Here is an 18,397-nt window from a genome sequence, read left to right on the forward strand (position 1 = left end):
GGACGGCACCGGACGGGTCGGCGACCACCGAGAAGCGGCCCAGGTCCGTCACGTCGGTGGGCTCCTTGCGGACCTTGCCGCCGGCCGCCTCGGCCCTCGCCGCGGTGGCGTCGGCGTCCGCGACCGCGATGGCGACCGTCCAGGCCACCGGCTGCTGCGGGGCGTAGCGCGGGGTGACGGCGGCGGCCGCGGCCTCGCCCAGGAACATCTGGGTGTAGCCGTCGTCCTCGGGGCGGACGCCGCTCTCGGGGCGCCAGCCGAACAGTTCGGCGTAGAAGACCCGGGCGGCGGCCGGGTCGTCGGTGCCCAGCTCGACCCAGCAGGGGGCATCGGTGGTGACGGAGGTCTGCTTCATGGCTCTCGACTCTCGGCTCTTGACTCTCGGCTCTCGGGGGCGCTCGGGCTGCGCTGCGGTGCCTTGATCTGATGGTTCGTCAGGGCCTCGCTCTCTCAAGAGACTTCGAGGACCACCTTGCCGCGCGTGTGCCCGGACTCGACCTCGGCGAGCGCCTCACCGGCGCGGCCGAGCGGGTAGCGGCCGGTGACCTGGGGGTCGAGGCCGCCGGCGGCGACCAGGGCGGCGAGGGCGGCCAGGGTCTCGGAGCTGGTCGAGCGGGTGACGTACGCGCCGCCGAGCTCGGCGGCGGTGGCCGGGTCGGCGGTGCTGACCAGCTCGGTCCGGTCGGTCCGGACTCCGGCCACCGCCCGCAGGGCGTCACCGCCGACCAGGTCGAGGATGCCGTCGACACCGTCGGGGGCGGCCTCGGCGATCCGCTCGGCGACGCCGTCGCCGTAACGGATCTGCGTCGCTCCGAGGGACTCCACGTACGACCGGTTGGCATCGCTCGCGGTGCCGAGCACGACCAGGCCCCGACTGCGGGCGATCTGGGCGGCGGCACTGCCGACGCCGCCGGCGATCCCGAGGATCAGCAGCGTACGCCCGGCGCCGAGGGCGAGTTGGCGCAGCGCGTCGTCGGCGGTGGCGACCGAGACGCCGAGCGTGGCGGCCAGGTCGAAGCCGACGCCCTCGGGCTTGAGGGCGCTCAACTCGGCGCGCAGCAGGGTCTGTTCGGCGAAGGCGCCGGCGGCGACGAGGCCGAACACCTCGTCGCCCGGGGTGAAGCCGGTGACCCCGGGGCCGATCCGCTGCACCACCCCGGAGGCCTCCTGGCCCATCACGGCGGGGAGTTGGCGCTCGCGACCGAGGAAGCCCCGGCGGATCTTCCAGTCCACGGGGTTGACCCCGGCGGCCCGAACGGTGACCGCCAGTTGTCCCGGGCCGGGGTCGAGCACCGGACGGTCGAGGAACTCCTGCGTCTCCGGTCCGCCGTAATCGATGAAGCCGAACGCCTTGGCCATCGGTGATCCCACTCCTCGGGTAGCGCCCTGCGGCACCTGCTCCCCCGCCCCAGCATGGGGGCGCGGCGGGGCGGGGGCGGGCGCTGGTGGGCCGAACGGGGGCGGACGAACAAAAGACAGCTGACGGATGACAGATTTCAACATCTGTTATCCGTCAGCTGTTATCTGTTTTCTGTCATCTGTTAGCTGTCAGCTGTCAGCTGTCAGCTGCTACTCGTCAGCCGTCACCTGCCGGCCGTCAGCCCCGCACGGCCCGCGTCACCGGGAGCCAGAGCTCCGCCTCCGCGTCGCCCGTCCCCGGGACGAAGCTGGTCCGGAGGATCTCCGGACCCGGCCGGGTCTCGTACGGGTTGGAGGGGAACCACTGGCTGTAGGTGTCCCCCCACATCTCCTGCAAGGCCTGCGGGAACGGCCCGCGGTTGGTGAACACCGCCCAGGTCCCGGCCGGGACGTGCAGGACGTCCAGGTCGTCCGGGACGACGGCGTCCTCACGCGCCACCACCGCGTGCCAGTAGTCGAGTTCGGACCCCTCCTCCCGGTTGGGCGAGAAGTCGTCCGTCACCGACACGATGCCGAGCGGGTTCTTCGCCGTCAGGGCGGTGATCCGCTCGACGGTCTCCGCGCCCAACCCCCGGATGAACTCGGCGATGTGCGGGTTGACCCCCAGGTAGATCAGGGGGACCCGGGCCTTCTTCCCGACGATCCGGAAGTCCGGCTTCTCGACGATCCGGTACTCCATGCTGCTGCTTCCCTCCACGATGAGTCGGAAGGACATCCGGGGCTGGGAGATGAGCGCCGCACCCTCGCGCCGGGCCTCTCCGGGCCCGACCCCGTGCATCGCCCGGAACGCCCGGGCGAACGCCTCCCCCGAGGTGTAGCCGTAGCTGACCGCGATGTCGAGCAGCGTCCGCCCGCCGTCGAGGACCTCCGCCCCGGCGACGGTCAGCCGCCGGCGCCGTACGTAGTCCGACAGCGGCATCCCGGCGAGCATCGAGAACAGCCGCCGGAAGTGGTACTCCGACGTCATCGCGATCCGCGCCAGTTCGGCCACGTCGATCTCCTGGTCCAGGCGCCGTTCGATGTGCTCCATCGCCCGGTTCAGGTGCTCCAGCACTGCCACCCCATCCTTCCCTTGCCGATCACCACCGTAGGAAGGACCCACCTTGCCGTACCCGACGATCGGTGCCCGCTCCGGTCGGGCACCGATCGCCGGGTGACCGGCCTCAGACCAGGCCCTGGGCCAGCATCGCGTCCGCGACCAGTTCGAAGCCCGCGATGTTCGCGCCCACCACGTAGTCGCCCGGGTGCCCGTAGCGCTCGGCGGTGGTGTGGCAGGAGTCGTGGATGTGCTTCATGATCCCGGCGAGCCGCTGCTCGGTGCGCTCGAAGGTCCAGGAGTCGCGGGAGGCGTTCTGCTGCATCTCCAGCGCGCTGGTCGCGACGCCGCCCGCGTTGGCCGCCTTGCCCGGCCCGAAGGCCACCCCGGCCTCCTGGAGGACCCGCACCGCCTCGGGGGTGGTGGGCATGTTGGCGCCCTCGGCGACGGCCAGCACCCCGTTGCGGACCAGGGCGAGCGCGTCGGCCTCGGTCAGCTCGTTCTGGGTGGCGCAGGGCAGCGCCACGTCGGCGGGCACGCTCCAGACGCCCGGGCCCTCGACGAACCGCACGTGGCTGCCGCGCAGTTCGGCGTACTCGGAGATCCGGCCGCGCCGGACCTCCTTGACCTCCTTGAGCAGGTCGAGGTCGATGCCCTTCTCGTCCACCACGTAGCCGGAGGAGTCGGAGCAGGTCAGCACCGTCGCGCCGAGCTGCTGGGCCTTCTCGATCGCGTACACGGCCACGTTGCCGGAGCCGGAGACGAGCACCCGGCGCCCGTCCAGGCCGTCGCCGCGGCTGGCCAGCATCTCGGCGGTGAACAGGACGCAGCCGTATCCGGTGGCCTCGGTGCGGACCTGCGCGCCGCCCCAGCCGAGACCCTTGCCGGTCAGGACGCCGGCCTCGTAGCGGTTGGTGATCCGCTTGTACTGGCCGAACAGGTAGCCGATCTCCCGGCCGCCGACGCCGATGTCACCGGCCGGCACGTCGGTGTGCTCGCCGAGGTGCCGGTGCAGCTCGGTCATGAAGGACTGGCAGAATCGCATGATCTCGGCGTCCGAACGGCCCTTGGGGTCGAAGTCGGAGCCGCCCTTGCCGCCGCCGATCGCCAGCCCGGTGAGCGCGTTCTTGAAGATCTGCTCGAAGCCGAGGAACTTGACGATCCCGAGGTTCACCGAGGGGTGGAACCGCAGGCCGCCCTTGTACGGGCCGAGGGCGCTGCTGAACTCGACCCGGAAGCCGCGGTTGACGTGGATGTCGCCGGAGTCGTCCGTCCACGGCACCCGGAACATCAGCTGGCGCTCGGGCTCGCAGATCCGCTCGATGATCCGGGCGTCGAGGAGCTCGGGGCGGTGGGCGAGCACCGGGGCGAGGGTCTCCAGCACCTCGTGGACGGCCTGGTGGAACTCGGTCTCGCCCTTGTTGCGGCGGACCACGTCCGCGTAGAGCGATTCGATCGCGCGCTGCTCGGCGTCGAGGCGGGGCCGGTCGGCGGCGGGAGCGGCGGAGGCGGAGGAGGTAGTGGTGGCGCGGCTCGTGGGCATCTGATCAGGACCTTCCGTGGTCGTCGGTGGTCGTGCGCGAGGCGTTCCCGTGCCCAGGAAACGGGACGAAGTGTCGCAGTGTCCATGCCTCGGGTCCCGCCCCTTCCACATGCTGGACCGCCGTACGGGAACAGCAGGGGCGGGCGGGGTGTTGTTCGCCTCCGTAGTCGCCCCGGTCACCGGCAGTAGGCAGTTGTTCAAATTGGAACGACCGAGTACGGTCGACATCCGACCCGCCCCGATCCGTCCGGATCCGGAGCGGTTCACCCCGGTCCACCCCCGATCGACGGAGGCCCCACCATGCCTCAGCCCGGCTCCGCCACGGTGCGCTCGCACGTGCGCATCCCGCTGACCTTCCCGGACGGCTACCGCGCCGATGCGGAGGTCTCCACCTTCCACGGCCTCGCCGACGGCGCCGAACACCTCGCGCTCGCCCTCGGCACCGTCCCGGCCGGCGGAACCCCGCTGGTGCGGCTGCACTCCGAGTGCCTGACCGGCGACGTCTTCGGTTCGGACCGCTGCGACTGCGGCCCGCAGCTGCGCGAATCGGTGGAGCGGATCAGCGAGGCCGGCGGCTACCTGCTCTACCTCCGCCAGGAGGGCCGGGGCATCGGCCTCTACAACAAGCTGGACGCCTACGCCCTCCAGGACTCCGGCCTGGACACCTACGACGCCAACACCGCGCTGGGCCTGCCCGAGGACGGCCGGGACTACACCGCGGCCGCCCAGATGCTCACCGCGCTCGGCGTCGACGGCGTCGACCTGCTGAGCAACAACCCGGACAAGGCCGCCCAGTTGGCCGGCCTCGGGATCACCGTCCGCCGTCGGGTGCCGACCGGCGTCCACCTGTCCGCGAGCAACGTCCGCTACCTGACCGCGAAGGTGGAGCGGACCGGGCACTCGATCGAGCTCTCCCGACTGGTCGGCTGACCACCGAGATCGGCGCGGGCAGGTCGACACGGGCAGGTCAGCGCGGCCCGGGGCCGGACGGGGCCGTCAGCCGACGCCGCCCCGCCCCCGAGCCCGCGCCGCCCGCAGCACCCCGTACGCCGCCAGCGGCAGCGCCACCAGCAGTGCGGCCCAGAAGGCGCCGTGCCCCCACCAGCCCGCGACCGCGCCGAACACCCCCTCGAACACCGGGATCCGCAGCGCCTCCACCGGCCCCAGCGCCCCGGGCCAGGCGCCCAGGAACAGGGTGCCGAGGATCCAACCGACCAGCAGCACCCGGGCGGTGACCAGCGTGCCCAGGGTGCTCAGCAACGACACCGCGGCCAGTAGGACGACGAACCCCGCCTGGTAGGCCGCACCGGTCTGCCCCGTGCCCCAGGATTCCGGCGTGCGGTGCGGGCCGGTGGCCGCGAGCCGCACCTCGACCGCCGCCCACAGCAGCAGGACCAGCACCCCGGTACCGGTGAGCGCGAACCGCAGCCGGTCCCGGGTGCCGGCCCGGCCCGGCCGCCACGCCCCGGCGACCTCCGTCCCCGCCGTCGCACCCGCGCCCGCACCCGCACTCGCCCCCGTGCCGGAGCCCGTCCCGGAGCCCGTCCCGGAACCCGCGACCCGGGCGGCCCGCGCGGCCCGCCGGTCGAGGTCCCGCCAGGCCTCCCGCACCTGCCGCCGGGCCCGCTGGGCGGGCCTCAGCAGCCGGTTGGCCCCCCGTTCGATCAGCACCACGGCCACCACGACCGCCACCACCGCCGCGATCCCGGCCCAACTCCCCATCCCGCCCTCGAACATGACCACCCGCTCGGCCACCGGCCGCGGCGCCTCCACCGCCGTCATCGGCGGTCCGAGCCGCAGGTAGCCGATCGCGAGCGCGCCCACCCCGGCCAGCAGCGCCGTACCGAGGCCGACCGGGGCCGGGAAGAAGGCGAGCACGGCGGCCGCCACGAAGGCCGCCCCCAGCTTCCCGACCACCTGCTCGGCCGCCTGCCGCCCGGCGAGGTGCAGCGGCCCGCCGAACAGGTCCGGCGAGAGGTCGAGCCCGTGCCCGGCCTCGACCGGGTAGCGCAGCACCGCTCCCGCCCACAGCAGCAGCCCGAGGCCCATCACCAGCAGGGCCACCGCCGCCACCCGGCGCGGCAGCATGGTGCGGGCGTACGGCCACCAGAGCCGCAGCCGGGCCGCCCGGTCCACCGGCGGCCGCCGGCGCCGCTCCCCCCACAGCCGCTCCGCCCACAGCCGGGCCGCCCGCCCGGGCCGCGCACCGCCTTCCCGCAGCGCCCCCGGTGCCGGTTCGGGCCGCTCCGCCCGGCCCCGGCCGCGCCGCCGCACCGCCTCCGCGGCCACCAGCGCCGCCCGCCCCGTGACCTGCTCCGGGTCGGCTCCCACCGCCCGCCGCCGCAGCGCCGACCAGCGCCGTCGCACCACGTCCCGCGGGGTGGCCGCCGCCGGGTCGGGCGCCGGCCGCCGGGCCGCCGAGCGCGCCGCCGTACGGGCCCCGGCCCCGACCGTCAGCGCCCCGTCCACCACCGCCGACGCGACCAGCGCGGCCAGCTCCGACACCCGTACCGGCAGCGGCAACCGGTGCAGCGCGGCGGGCAGCGGGGACAGCCGGCCGAGCAGCCGGTACCGCTCCTCCGGGCGGATGCTCAGCCAGACCGCCAGCCGGTGCGCCTCCTCGCGCTCCTCGGGGCTGAGGCCGCCGTCACCGCGCCGGCCGCCGCCGACCGTCCGGGCCGTGCGCTCCACCTCGGCGAGCACGTCCGGGAGCGCGGCGAGGGCGAGCAGCCGGGAGCAGTGCTCGCCGGAGCACTCGGGGTGGAAGCAGTGGTAGCGCGCGGCGACGGCGGGGGCGCCGCCGCGGACCAGTTCGTCGATGAACGCGGCGCCGTCCGGTTCGGTGGCGACGCGTTCCAGCCCGGCCGGGTCGACCGGCCGGTCACGGTAGTGCGGGACGGCTCCCGGTGCGAAGGCGGCGCCGAGGGCGAGCACCGCGACGCCGGCCACCGCCTCGCGCCGGGAGCCGGGGGCGCGGACCACGTCGGTGAGGTAGTGGAGGTCGAACACGGAGTCCTTGACCTCGTCGCGCAGCCAGTCGCGCAGCCGCTCCGCCCCGACCGCCGCGAGCCAGCGCGCCGCCGCACCGGAGTTGCGCAGCAGCACCTCGGTGAGCCGGACCGGGTCGGTGAACGGGTCGCCCAGGAAGGTGATCGGCCGCAGGGCCTGTGGGCGGCGCCGGATCACCGCCGGGCTGCCGCCGGCCAACCAGCTGCGGACCTCCGCAGCAGTCCAGCGGTCCTCCGGCTTCTTGGTGAACAGGCCCTGGAGTAGGAGCAGTTGACGCCGGTCGGAGACGGCGGAGAGGTCCACCTCCTCGCCCATGACGAGTTCCAGCTCCAGGTCGTGGTCGGCCGCCCGCTCACCGTCCGCCCCGACGAACCGGGGCCGGCCGACGAACAGTTCGTACAGCACGTTGCCGAGCCCCCACCAGGGCCCGGCCTCGTGGTTCTTGCCGGCCAGTTGCTCGGGGGCCATGTAGGCGACGGTGACCATCATCGTGGAGGTGAACCGGCGGCTGTCGGTGAGCCGGTCGACGCCGCCGAAGTCGGCGATCACGAACTCCCCGGGGCCGCGGCCGGGGCGCACCAGGATGTTGACCGGCTTGAAGTCCAGCGGGTTGCGCTGGATCCGCCGCTGCCAGAACTCCAGCAGCGAGACCAGCTCGTAGACGATCTGCTCGGTGGTCCGCGGGTCGGCGTGGGCGCCGCCGCGGCGCAGCGCGGCGACGTGCGCGGAAAGGGTGACGGGCAGGTACTCCATCGCCACCCAGTCGACCGGCACGCCGTGGTGGCGGACCCGCCCGTAGTCGATCAGGTGCGGGACGTGCCGGCGGAAGCCGTCGTTGCGCAGATGGGCGAGCAGGTCGTGGTCCATCCGCTGGCCGCCGACGGCCACCTTGACCGCGGCGTCGGCGCCCCCGTCGGTGCGCCGGACGTACCAGACGGTGCCCTCCGCGCCGGCGCCCGCCCTGCCCAGCGGGGTGAAGCGGTCCAGCAGGGCCTCGGGGAAGTCGTCCTCGAAGGGGCCGCCCATGGGCGCGGGCCCGGCCGCGGGTGCGGGCGTGGGTGCGGGTCCGCCGCCCGGCGCGGGCCCTGGGCCGATGTTGTCCTGCCAGGACGGGCCGCCGGCCGCGGAGCGCGGTCGGCGCACCTCGGTGGCGGCCTCCGGGTCGTGGCGGGGCCCGGGCGTGCGCCGGGTGGCGGCCTCGGGGTCGTGGCGGGCCTCCTCCGCGGCCCGGTCCCGCGCTCCGCCCCGCCCGCGCCGCGGGTCCCACGACCCCCGGAACCGGGTGCCCCGCTCCCGGGAGCCCCAGTCGACCCTGGTCCGCGGCGACTCCTCCGGCCACCCCCGGCGCCCGTCCCCCTCGCCCGGACCGGAGCCCTCCGTTGCGCCCATCGCGGCGTACCCCTCCCCCGATCCCCGGGCCCGGTGCGGAGGCGTTGACCACGGGCGCACCGGTGCCGGGTGGTGATTTTGACGCGCCATCATCCCGCATACCGGGCAAGGCCGCAGGGCGCTTTCCGGAACGGTTCCGGAACCCGTGCACGCGGAGGCGGGAGCTGCCGGGCCCCACTCCTCCCCGGGCGGGCTCACCCCTCCTCGACCGGGCGCCCCTCCGGCTCCTCGACGATCCGGCGGGCGATCTCCTCGGGCCGCACCGGGCGGCCGAAGTGCCAGCCCTGCGCCCAGTCGCAGCCCATCCCGCGCAGCCGCTCGGCGTCCTTGCGGGTCTCCACGCCCTCGGCGGTGACGTTCAGGCCGAGTGTGTGCGCCATCGACACCAGGCCGCTGACGATGCGCCACCCGGTGGCTCCGTCCTTCGCCGGGTCGTGCAGGTCGCCGACGAAGGACCCGGCGATCTTGAGCCCGGAGACCGGCAGGTCGCGTAGGTAGGAGAGGTTGGACCAGCCGGTGCCGAAGTCGTCCACCGCCAGCGACACCCCGAGGTCGACCAGCCCGTGCAGGGTGCGCAGCGCCTCGTCCTCGGGGCCGACCACCGTCGACTCGGTGATCTCCAGCTGCAGCCGGGCCGGGTCGAGCCCGGTGCCGTCCAGGATCCGGCCGAGGTCGGTGACCAGCGCGGCGCTGCGCGCCTGCCGCACCGCCAGGTTGACGTTCAGCTGCGGCGCGGCGTCGCCGTAGTGCTTGATCCAGTCCGCGGCCTGGCCGCAGGCCTGCTCCAGCACCCAGCGGCCGAGCGGCATGATCAGCCCGGTCTCCTCGGCGGTGGTGACGAACTCGTCCGGGCCGAGCACCCCGAGCTGCGGGTGGCGCCAGCGCACCAGCGCCTCCACGGCGGCCATCCGGCCGTCGGCGAGGCGGTAGAGCGGCTGGTAGTCGATGAAGAACTCGCCGCGGTCGAGGGCGGCCGGCATCCGTACCGAGACCGCGTAGCGGCTGACCGCGCGGGCGTTCTCCTTGGGGTCGAACAGCGTCCAGCGGCCGCGGCCGGCCTCCTTGGCGCGGTACAGCGTCAGGTCGGCGGCCCGCACGGCGGCGCCGGGGGTGGTGGTGGAGACCCGCCGCTCCAGCACGCCGACGCTGGCGCCGACGGCGAGCTTGTGGTCGCCGATGAGCACCGGCCCGGCCAGGGCCTTGAGCACGGTCTTGGCGGCGGCCACCGCCTCCTGCTCGCCGCGGCAGTTCTCCAGCAGCACCACGAACTCGTCGCCGCCGAGCCGGGCGACCAGGTGGCCGAGCGGGGTGAGGGCGGCCTTGAGCCGGGCGGCGACGGCGGACAGCAGCTGGTCGCCCATGTCGTGGCCGAGGCTGTCGTTGACCACCTTGAAGCCGTCGAGGTCGACGTAGCAGAGGCCGAAGCGGGCGCCCGGCTCCGGCTCGTCGAAGACCTTCTCCAGCCGCTCGAAGAAGGCGGCGCGGTTGGGCAGGCCGGTGAGCGGGTCGTGGGTGGCCTGGTGGCGCAGCCGCTCCTGGAGCCGGTAACGGTCGGTGACGTCCTCCAGCATCGCGACCTGGTACTGCGGGACCCCGTCCTCGTCACGGATCAGCGAGACGGTCAGGTGGGTCCAGACCACCTCGCCGTCCTGCCGGTAGTACGGCTTGTCGAACTGGAAGTACTCCCGCTTGCCGCTGATCAGCTCCTCGTACGCCTCCCAGACGCCCGGGGTGTCCTCGGGGTGGACGAGGTCGTCGACCCGGCGCCCGACCATGTCCCCCGGCCCGGCGCCGAACAGCTCCTGCACGGCCTTGTTGACCGCCAGGATGGTGCCGTCGGTGTCACCGATCGCGATGCCGATCGCGGCGCTCTCGAACAGGGCGCGGAACCGGGCCTCGGAGGCGCGCAGCGCGCGTTCGGCCTCCTTGCGGGCCGCGTCGGCGGCGGTGCGGATGGCCTCCTGCTCGCGCAGCGTGCGCTCGCGCAGGGCGTTCGCCCAGCCGGCCGCGAAGGCGCCGGTGAGGGCGGGGCCGCGGCCGTCGTGGAGCGGCTGGGCCTGGAGCAGTTCGACGGCGCGGGCGAGCAGCACCGGGTCGGTGAAGTGCCCGTCGACCAGTTCGGCACCGGCCCGGGAGGCCAGCCGGGGCTCGAAGGGGTCGTTCTGCTGGGCCCGGTGCAGCAGCGCGGCGGTGCGCGCGACCAGCCGGCCGAGCAGGCCGGGGTGGACGGCGATGCCGTGGTCGGCGGAGAGCAGCCGGGACCAGTCCTCGTGGAACCGCTCCGCGTCGCCGCCCGGCGGGGTCGCGCCGCTCATCGGAGCGTCCCGGCGGCGCTGGGCAGGGCCGGGCGTCCGGCGGCCGCCGCACGGGGCGTGCGGGCGTCGGCTGCTCTCCCGGCGCGACCGCTCAAGGGCGGAACCCCACGCCCGCCACCCCGGCGATCCGCTCGGGGTGCTCGCCGACCGTGCCCGGCTGGTCGGGGTGCCACTGCGGCAGGTGCACCACGCCCGGTTCGACCAGCTCGAAGCCGTCGAACATCGCGGTGACCTGGTCGCGGGTGCGCATGGTCAGCGGGGTCGGGGTCATCCGGTAGAGCTTCTGGTGGTCCTCGGCCTGGTCCGGGCGGGCCTCCAGGGAGGCGTGCGAGAGGACCAGCGCGCTGCCGGCGGGGAGGCGGTCTCGGACCGCGGCGATCAGCTTCCAGGGGTCCTCGTCGTCGCTGACGAAGTGGGCGACGGCCACCAGCAGGACGGCCACCGGCTCGTCGCCGGCCAGCAGGGCGGACACCTCGGGGCGGTCCAGCAGGTCCTCGATGTCGCGCAGGTCGGCCTGGACGACGGCGCTGTGCGGGTCCTCCTCCAGCAGCAGGCGGCTGTGGGCGACGGCGACCGGGTCGCGGTCGACGTAGACCACCTCGGCCCCGGGGCGGATCGCCCGGGCGATCTCGTGCACGGCGCCGAAGGTCGGGATGCCGGAGCCGATGTCCAGGAAGCGGCTGATGCCCTGCTCGGCGAGGAAGGTCACGGCGCGGCGCAGGAAGGCCCGGTTGGAGCGCATGATCTGGGGCAGTTCGGGCCACAGGGCCATCGCCCTGCGGGCCATCTCCCGGTCGACCTCGAAGTTGTGGGAGCCCCCGAGGTAGTAGTCGTAGACCCGCGCGGCGTTCGGTTTGTCCAGGTCCGTACCTTCCGGTACCCAGCTCGGTCGCCGCATGCCTGTGACTCCTTCACTCCGGATCCGGGGGCGCAGCGCCGGGAGGTGCTGCCGTGACTGATGAGACTACAAGCACACAAGATCCTCCCTTGCACCCCGAACGGGTGCAAGCGGAGTGCGCTCTTCCTCGCGGACGGCGCTCTCCCTAGGGTGGAGCCGTGGATCCCAACCACTACCGCTTCCGGGGCGAGTGGCGGCTCGCGGCACCCGCCCCGGCGGTGTACGCGGCGCTGGCGGACGTCCGGAGCTATCCGCTGTGGTGGCCGGAGGTCCGCGCGGCCCGGGAGACCGGTGCGGGGTCCGGCGAGGTGGTGGTCCGGGCACTGCTGCCGTACCGGCTGGTGATCGGGCTGGAGGCCAGGCGGCGCGACCCGGCGGCCGGGGTGCTGGAGGCGGCGATGCGGGGCGACCTGGTCGGCTGGTCTCGGTTCACCGTGACGGCGGACGGGCCGGGCGGTACGCGGTGCCGGGTGCTCTTCGAGGAGGACGCCCGCCCCGCCAAGCCCCTGCTGCGACGCCTCGCACTGCCGCTGCACCCGCTGTTCCGGGCCAACCACGCGGTGATGATGTGCCGGGGAGGCCGCGGACTGGCGGCGTACCTGGCGGGTGACGGCGGCGGACGAAGGACGGCGAACAGATGACAGATGACAGATTTCAGCGAACAGATTTCAACTTTCGAAATCTGTCAGCTGTCAGTTGTTCGCCGGGCCCCGACCCCGGCCTCGGCTCCAAGTTCGGCTTCGACACCCCCTTCGACCGCACCGGCACCGGCAGCAGCAAGTGGGCCCGGGCCGCCGCCCCCGGCGTGATCCCGATGGGCCTGGCGGACATGGACCTCCCCGGCCCGCCCGCCGTCGCCGAGGCCCTGGCCCGGCGCGCCCGCCACCCCGCCTACGGGTACACCGTCTGCGATCCGGCCGGGCGGACCCTGGTCGCCGACTGGTACCGCGCCCGGCACGGCGTCGAGGTCGACCCGGACTGGGTCCTGCTGCTCCCCTGCGGCCCGCGCACCGCGCTGCGCCTGCTCCTGGAGACCGTCCGGACGGAGACCGCGGACCAGCAGGCCCCCGTCCTCTTCCCCACCCCCGAGTGGGGCGGCTTCGCCCAACTCTGCCGCGCGGCCGGCCTCCCGTACCGCGAGCTACCGCTGCGACCCTCCCCTACCGGCTACCGCTCCCCGGGCGGCCCACTGCCCCGCCCCGCGTCCGCCGTCCTGCTGAGCAACCCCCACAACCCCTCCGGCACGGTGTGGCACACCGGGTACCTGAGCGGGCTGGCCGGGTGGGCCGCGGAGGCGGGCGCCCTGCTGGTCTCGGACGAGGTCCACGGCGATCTCACCCACCCCGGCCGGGCCCACCCCGTCGCCGTGACCACCGCCGACCCGGCGCACCGGCACGCCGTCGTCACCCTGAACTCGGTCGGCAAGACCTTCAACTGCTCCGGCATTCCCAGCAGTTGGGCCCTCGTCCCGGACCCGGCACTGCGCGCCCGGCTGACCGACACCCTGGCCGGCTACGGCCTCTGGGAGGGCGGCCTGCTGGAGCAGACCGTGCAGCGGGCCGCGCTCGGCGAGGGAGGCCCGTGGCTGGACGCGCTGCTGGCGCACCTCGCCGCCGCCCGCGCCCGGCTCACCGAGCGGCTCGGCCCCGCCGTCCACTCCGTCCCGCGGGCCTCGTACCTGCTCTGGCTGGACGCCGCCGCCCTCGGCCTGCCGCCCACCGGCGCCCGCGCCGCGCTGCTGGAGCGCTGCGGCCTGGAGGCCTCCGACGGCGCCGAGTTCGGCCCGGGCGGCGCGGGTTCGCTGCGCCTCAACTACGCCCAGCCGGGCCCGGTGCTGGACACCGTCCTGGAGCGCCTGGACCGCCTGTGACCGGGGCACGTGCCCCGGCCGGGCAGCCCTCCCGGAGCGCCCGAGAACCCCGCATTCACCCGATCGCCATGCCCCTGACCTGCGGAAACGAACATTCACGCGATATTTGCGAAGCGCCCCCGCATGCTCCGTAGCAGACTGGGCAAAGTAGACCGGGCCGCAATCGTGATCCCGAGGATGGTGAGTCCGGTGATACCGACATCCCGCACCACTCCGCCCGACCGGCAGAGCGCAGCACCGCCCCCGACGGGGGTGACCCCGTTGACCGAATCGGGGGCGCGCAGCCACGTGTCGGGCGTCTGCTTCAAGATCGGACCTCCCCGCCTGGTGGGGGTCGAGGTCGAGTGGTTCGTCCATGACGACCGATGTCCCGGCCGGCCGGTTCCTCCCGAACTGCTCCACGCCGCGCTGGAATCGCTGCCCCTGGGCGGCGCCGACGGCACCTCGCTCCCCTCCGGTTCGCGCCTCACGCTCGAACCCGGCGGACAGGTCGAGCTCAGCTCCCCGCCCGCCACCGGCCTGCTGGCCTGCGTCGACGACACCCGACGCGATCTGACCGCCCTGCGGGCCGCCTTCGCGGCGCAGGGCCTGCGCCTCACCGGCACCGGGACGGACCCGCTCGCCCGCCCCCGACGGATGGTGCTGGACCACCCCCGCTACCTCGCGATGGAGCGCTTCTTCGACTCGGCCGGGCCCTGGGGCCGGGTCATGATGACCGGTACCGCGTCCGTGCAGGTGTGCCTGGACGCCGGTGACGCGGCCGGCCCGCACGCGGTCGAGCGGCGCTGGCAGCTGGTCCACCGGCTCGGCCCGGTGCTGGTCGCCGCCTTCGCCAACTCCCCGCTCCTGGACGGGAAGCCGACCGGCCACCGGTCCACCCGGCAGACCGTCTGGTCCCGGATGGACCCGACCCGCACCCTCGCCCCCGAGCCGGACCACGGCGACCCGCGCGAGGCCTGGGCGCAGTACGTACTGGACGCCGAAGTCCTGTGCGTGCGAAGGCCGGAGGGGCGGCCCTGGACCGCCCCGCCCGGCCTGACCTTCCGCGACTGGACCCGCGGCGCGGGCGAACGCCCGCCCACACTGGCCGACTTGGAGTACCACTGCACCACCCTGTTCCCCCCGGTGCGCCCGCGCGGCCACCTGGAGCTGCGGATGATCGACGCCCAGCCCGGTGACGGCTGGGTGGTGCCCACCGCCCTGGTCACCGCGCTGCTGGACGACCCGGTGGCCGCCGACACCGCACTCGCCGCGCTGGAACCGCTCGACGCCGCCGACCGGCGGGAGGGCGCCGCCGGTGCGCGCCCACCGCGCAGCGGGGTCTGGCGCCGCGCCGCCACCCTGGGCGTCGCCGACCCCGAGCTGCGCCGCGCCGCCCTCACCTGCTTCGCCGCCGCCGACGCCGCGCTGGGCCGCCTGCCCGGCGCCGGGCGGCTGCGCGCCACCGTCGCCGAGTTCGCCGAGCGCTACCCCGCGCGCGGCCGCTGCCCGGCCGACGACCAGCTGGACGCCCTGCGCTCCGGCACCCGACGCACTCCCCCGGAGGAGGCATCATGACCGACGTCCGACCGCCCGCCACCCCGGGCACCGATCCCACCCCCGGGAGCGATCCCACCCCCGGGACCGAGGCCCTGCGCGAGAGCATCGCCGCCGAACTGCTGGCCGCCCGCGCCCGGACCGCCGCGCTGACCGACTGCGTCGAGGACACCGACCTCACCGCCCAGCACTCGCCGCTGATGTCGCCGCTGGTCTGGGACCTCGCGCACATCGGCAACCAGGAGGAGCTGTGGCTGCTGCGCAACGTCGGCGGCCGGGACCCGATGCACCCCGAGATCGACCCGCTGTACGACGCGTTCGAGCACCCCCGGGCCGAGCGCCCCAGCCTGCCGCTGCTGCCGCCGGCCGAGGCCCGCGCGTACGCCCACGAGGTGCGCGGCCGGGTGCTGGACCTGCTGGCCGCCAGCCCCCTGGAGGGCGCACCGCTGCTGGACGCCGGGTTCGCCTTCGGGATGATCGCCCAGCACGAGCAGCAGCACGACGAGACGATGCTGATCACCCACCAGCTCCGCCGGGGCGAACCCGCCCTGGCCGCTCCCCCGCCGCCGCCCGCGCCCGCCGACGCCGCCACCCTGCCCGCCGAGGTCCTGATCCCCGCGGGCCCGTTCACCATGGGCACGGACACCGAGCCGTGGGCCCTGGACAACGAGCGCCCGGCGCACCGCGTCGACCTGCCGGCCTACTTCCTGGACACCACCCCGGTCACCAACGCCGCCTACCAGCGCTTCATCGCCGACGGCGGCTACCACGACCCGCACTGGTGGACCGCGGAGGGATGGCAGCACCGGCTGCGGGCCGACCTGACCGCCCCGCTGTTCTGGCAGCGGCAGGACGGCCAGTGGCTCCGCCGCCGGTTCGGCGCCGTCGAACCCGTGCCGCCGAACGAGCCGGTGCTGCACGTCAGTTGGTACGAGGCGGACGCGTACGCCCGCTGGGCCGGGCGGCGGCTGCCGACCGAGGCCGAGTGGGAGAAGGCGGCCCGGCACGACCCGGCCACCGACCGCTCGCGGCGCTACCCCTGGGGTGACGGCCCGCCCGGCCCCGAGCACGCCAACCTCGGCCAGCGGCATCTGCGCCCGGCCGCCGCCGGCAGCTATCCGGCGGGCGAATCACCTTACGGGGTAAGGCAGTTGATGGGCGATGTGTGGGAGTGGACGGCCAGCGACTTCCACTCCTACCCGGGGTTCCGGGCCTGGCCGTACAAGGAGTACTCGGAGGTCTTCTTCGGGCCCGAGCACAAGGTGCTGCGCGGCGGCTGCTTCGCGGTGGCACCGGTCGCCTGCCGGGGCACCTTCCGCAACTGGGACTACCCCGTCCGGCGGCAGATCTTCTCCGGCTTCCGCACCGCCCGCAGCGCGGAGCACGACGCCCGCACCCCGAAGCGCGACGCCCGCACCCCGGAGCGCGCCACCCGCGGCGCGGAGCGCGAGCGGGAGGGTGCCTGATGTGCCGTCACATCGCCTACCTGGGCGAGCCGGTGGCACCGCAGGAGCTGCTGGTACGGCCGCCGTACGCGCTGCACCGGCAGTCCTGGGCGCCGCGCACCCAGCAGTACGGGACGGTCAACGTGGACGGCTTCGGCCTCGGCTGGTACGCGGACGGCGACGAGGTGCCCGCCCGCTACCGCCGGTCCGGGCCGATCTGGGCGGACGCCGGCTTCGCCGACCTCGCCCGGGTGATCCGCACCCGGGCGCTGCTGGCGGCCGTCCGCTCCGCCACCGACGGCTGCGCGGCGGGCGAGGCCGCGGCCGCGCCGTTCGCCGCCGGGCGCTGGCTGTTCAGCCACAACGGGGCGGTGGCCGGCTGGCCCGGGAAGCTGGACGCGCTCGCCGCCCTGCTGCCGCCCGCCGAGCTGCTGGAGCTGGAGGCGCGGACCGACTCGGCCCTGCTGTGGGCCCTCACCCTGCACCGGCTGCGCCGGGGCGAGAGCCTCGGCGAGGCGCTCGCGGGCACGGTGGCCGACGTCACCGCGCACACCACCGGACGGCTCAACCTGCTGCTCACCGACGGCACCGCGCTCGCCGCGACCACCTGGGGCGACACCCTGCACCACCGGAGCCTGCCCGGCCTCGGCGCGGTGGTGGCCTCCGAGCCGTACGACGACGACCCGGACTGGACGCCCGTCCCGGAGGGCTCCCTGCTGCTGGCCGACGCCGCGGGCGTCACCGTCCGGCAGCTCCCCAGCCACTACTGACCCTCCACTCTCCCTTCATCTTCTGAACAGAGGAACCACCCTGTCATGGACACATTCGATCTCACCCGACTGCTGCCCGCCGACCACTTCAGCACCGCGCTGCACCACGACGTGCGGCACGGACTGACCGCCGACCCCAAGTGGCTGCCGCCGAAGTGGTTCTACGACGCCCGGGGCAGCGAGCTGTTCGAGGAGATCACCCGGCTGCCCGAGTACTACCCGACCCGCGCCGAGCGGGCCATCCTCACCGCCCGGGCCGGCGAGATCGCCGCCGCCACCCGCGCCCGCACCCTGGTCGAGCTGGGCTCCGGCTCCTCCGAGAAGACCCGGCTGCTGCTGGACGCGCTGCGCTCGACCGGCGACCTGGAGACCTACGTCCCGGTGGACGTCAGCGAGAGCGCCCTGGTCGCGGCCGGCACCGCACTCGCCGCCGAGTACCCCGGGCTGGCCGTGCACGGCGTCCTGGCCGACTTCACCGCCCGCCTCGGCCTGCCCCCGGAGGGCGGCCCCCGGCTGGTCGCCTTCCTCGGCGGCACCCTCGGCAACCTACTGCCGCAGGAGCGGGCCGGCTTCCTGCGCGGCCTGCGCGCCGCCCTCGACCCGGGCGACTTCCTGCTGCTCGGCACCGACCTGGTCAAGGACCCGGCCGTCCTGGTCGCCGCCTACGACGACGGCGCCGGGGTGACCGCCGAGTTCAACCGCAACGTGCTCAACGTGCTCAACCGCGAGCTGGGCGCCGACTTCGACCCGGAGGCCTTCGAGCACGTCGCGCTCTGGGACCCGGAGCAGGAGTGGATCGAGATGCGGCTGCGCTCGCTGCGCACGCAGACCGTGAAGATCCCGGCCCTGGACCTGCCGGTGCACTTCGACCGGGGCGAGGAGCTGCGCACCGAGGTGTCGGCCAAGTTCCGCCGGGAGCGGGTGGCCGGGGAGCTGGCCGCGGCCGGGCTGCGGCTGACCCACTGGTGGACGGACCCGGAGGGCCGGTTCGGGCTCTCGCTCTCCGCCCCGGCCTGAGCGAGCCACCCGGGCGCGCCACCCGGGCGAGCCACCTGAGCGCGCCACCGACGAGCCACGAGCGAGCGAGGAGCGAGCCACCAGCGGGTTACCCCGGAGGCCCCAATTTGCTTGTTCACCTTACGAATTCTCAGAGCAAAACTTGAGCCT

At 74.7% G+C, this 18,397-nt stretch carries 14 protein-coding genes; 7 read left to right on the forward strand and 7 right to left on the reverse strand.

What is annotated here, in order from left to right:
• From ACFV8H_RS33590 to gdhA, 4 genes are all read right to left on the reverse strand, one after another.
• Window positions 1-355, reverse strand: a 355-nt coding sequence (locus ACFV8H_RS33590; RefSeq protein ID WP_380407470.1) for a VOC family protein, incomplete at its 3' end; no start/stop codon positions are given.
• Between the two features lie 95 nt (window positions 356-450).
• On the reverse strand, window positions 451-1,359 hold the full coding sequence (locus ACFV8H_RS33595; protein WP_380407472.1) for an NADP-dependent oxidoreductase: 909 nt from the start codon (window positions 1,357-1,359) through the stop codon (window positions 451-453).
• A 238-nt stretch (window positions 1,360-1,597) separates the two neighbouring features.
• Window positions 1,598-2,473 carry a GyrI-like domain-containing protein gene (locus ACFV8H_RS33600; protein ID WP_375885015.1) on the reverse strand — a complete coding sequence of 292 codons (876 nt, stop codon included), beginning with the start codon at window positions 2,471-2,473 and terminating at the stop codon, window positions 1,598-1,600.
• A gap of 109 nt (window positions 2,474-2,582) precedes the next feature.
• Window positions 2,583-3,998: an NADP-specific glutamate dehydrogenase gene (gdhA, locus tag ACFV8H_RS33605; RefSeq protein WP_380407474.1), complete on the reverse strand. Its 1,416-nt coding sequence runs from the start codon at window positions 3,996-3,998 to the stop codon at window positions 2,583-2,585.
• 300 nt (window positions 3,999-4,298) lie between these two features.
• On the opposite strand from gdhA, the gene ribA reads away from it, so the two are divergent.
• On the forward strand, window positions 4,299-4,928 hold the full coding sequence (ribA, locus tag ACFV8H_RS33610) for a GTP cyclohydrolase II (protein ID WP_375885010.1): 630 nt from the start codon (window positions 4,299-4,301) through the stop codon (window positions 4,926-4,928).
• Window positions 4,929-4,994: 66 nt separating this feature from the next.
• On the opposite strand, the gene ACFV8H_RS33615 is transcribed toward ribA, so the two are convergent.
• From ACFV8H_RS33615 to ACFV8H_RS33625, 3 genes are all read right to left on the reverse strand, one after another.
• Window positions 4,995-8,396 (reverse strand): hypothetical protein, encoded by a 3,402-nt coding sequence (locus ACFV8H_RS33615; protein ID WP_380407476.1) that lies wholly within the window; start codon window positions 8,394-8,396, stop codon window positions 4,995-4,997.
• 194 nt (window positions 8,397-8,590) lie between these two features.
• Window positions 8,591-10,711, reverse strand: a complete 2,121-nt coding sequence (locus ACFV8H_RS33620) for a putative bifunctional diguanylate cyclase/phosphodiesterase (RefSeq protein WP_380407478.1) — start codon at window positions 10,709-10,711, stop codon at window positions 8,591-8,593.
• A gap of 91 nt (window positions 10,712-10,802) precedes the next feature.
• The gene (locus tag ACFV8H_RS33625; RefSeq protein ID WP_380407480.1) at window positions 10,803-11,609 is read right to left on the reverse strand and encodes an SAM-dependent methyltransferase; all 807 of its coding nucleotides are present in this window, start codon (window positions 11,607-11,609) and stop codon (window positions 10,803-10,805) included.
• A 158-nt stretch (window positions 11,610-11,767) separates the two neighbouring features.
• On the opposite strand from ACFV8H_RS33625, the gene ACFV8H_RS33630 reads away from it, so the two are divergent.
• The 6 genes from ACFV8H_RS33630 to egtD all read left to right on the forward strand — a co-directional run bounded on the left by ACFV8H_RS33630 (window position 11,768) and on the right by egtD (window position 18,247).
• Complete coding sequence (locus ACFV8H_RS33630; RefSeq protein WP_380407482.1) at window positions 11,768-12,250, forward strand: SRPBCC family protein; 483 nt, start codon at window positions 11,768-11,770, stop codon at window positions 12,248-12,250.
• A complete protein-coding gene (locus ACFV8H_RS33635) occupies window positions 12,247-13,479 on the forward strand; it encodes an aminotransferase class I/II-fold pyridoxal phosphate-dependent enzyme (protein WP_380407484.1) in 1,233 nt (410 codons plus the stop codon). The genes ACFV8H_RS33630 and ACFV8H_RS33635 overlap by 4 nt, the downstream gene beginning before the upstream one ends.
• 252 nt (window positions 13,480-13,731) lie before the next feature.
• Window positions 13,732-15,036, forward strand: coding sequence for an ergothioneine biosynthesis glutamate--cysteine ligase EgtA (egtA, locus tag ACFV8H_RS33640; RefSeq protein ID WP_375885307.1), 1,305 nt, complete (start codon window positions 13,732-13,734; stop codon window positions 15,034-15,036).
• Entirely contained in the window at window positions 15,033-16,481 is a 1,449-nt protein-coding gene (egtB, locus tag ACFV8H_RS33645) for an ergothioneine biosynthesis protein EgtB (protein ID WP_380407486.1), read from the forward strand. The genes egtA and egtB overlap by 4 nt, the downstream gene beginning before the upstream one ends.
• Window positions 16,481-17,230 carry an ergothioneine biosynthesis protein EgtC gene (gene egtC, locus ACFV8H_RS33650; protein WP_380407488.1) on the forward strand — a complete coding sequence of 250 codons (750 nt, stop codon included), beginning with the start codon at window positions 16,481-16,483 and terminating at the stop codon, window positions 17,228-17,230. Before egtB ends, egtC begins: the two co-directional genes overlap by 1 nt.
• Window positions 17,231-17,275: 45 nt before the next feature.
• Window positions 17,276-18,247: an L-histidine N(alpha)-methyltransferase gene (gene egtD, locus ACFV8H_RS33655; protein WP_380407490.1), complete on the forward strand. Its 972-nt coding sequence runs from the start codon at window positions 17,276-17,278 to the stop codon at window positions 18,245-18,247.
• Window positions 18,248-18,397: the final 150 nt, after the last annotated feature.

The organism is Kitasatospora sp. NPDC059827, from assembly GCF_042731675.1.
Classification (GTDB): domain Bacteria; phylum Actinomycetota; class Actinomycetes; order Streptomycetales; family Streptomycetaceae; genus Kitasatospora.

Bases quoted from the DNA above. Each gene is read 5' to 3' on its own strand.
- ACFV8H_RS33615 (WP_380407476.1), bottom strand. From the start codon at position 8,396: ATGGGCGCAACGGAGGGCTCCGGTCCGGGCGAGGGGGACGGGCGCCGG.
- gdhA (WP_380407474.1), bottom strand. From the start codon at position 3,998: ATGCCCACGAGCCGCGCCACCACTACCTCCTCCGCCTCCGCCGCTCCC.
- ACFV8H_RS33625 (WP_380407480.1), bottom strand. From the start codon at position 11,609: ATGCGGCGACCGAGCTGGGTACCGGAAGGTACGGACCTGGACAAACCG.
- ACFV8H_RS33620 (WP_380407478.1), bottom strand. From the start codon at position 10,711: ATGAGCGGCGCGACCCCGCCGGGCGGCGACGCGGAGCGGTTCCACGAG.
- ACFV8H_RS33595 (WP_380407472.1), bottom strand. From the start codon at position 1,359: ATGGCCAAGGCGTTCGGCTTCATCGATTACGGCGGACCGGAGACGCAG.
- ribA (WP_375885010.1), top strand. From the start codon at position 4,299: ATGCCTCAGCCCGGCTCCGCCACGGTGCGCTCGCACGTGCGCATCCCG.
- ACFV8H_RS33635 (WP_380407484.1), top strand. From the start codon at position 12,247: ATGACAGATGACAGATTTCAGCGAACAGATTTCAACTTTCGAAATCTG.
- egtB (WP_380407486.1), top strand. From the start codon at position 15,033: ATGACCGACGTCCGACCGCCCGCCACCCCGGGCACCGATCCCACCCCC.
- egtD (WP_380407490.1), top strand. From the start codon at position 17,276: ATGGACACATTCGATCTCACCCGACTGCTGCCCGCCGACCACTTCAGC.
- egtC (WP_380407488.1), top strand. From the start codon at position 16,481: ATGTGCCGTCACATCGCCTACCTGGGCGAGCCGGTGGCACCGCAGGAG.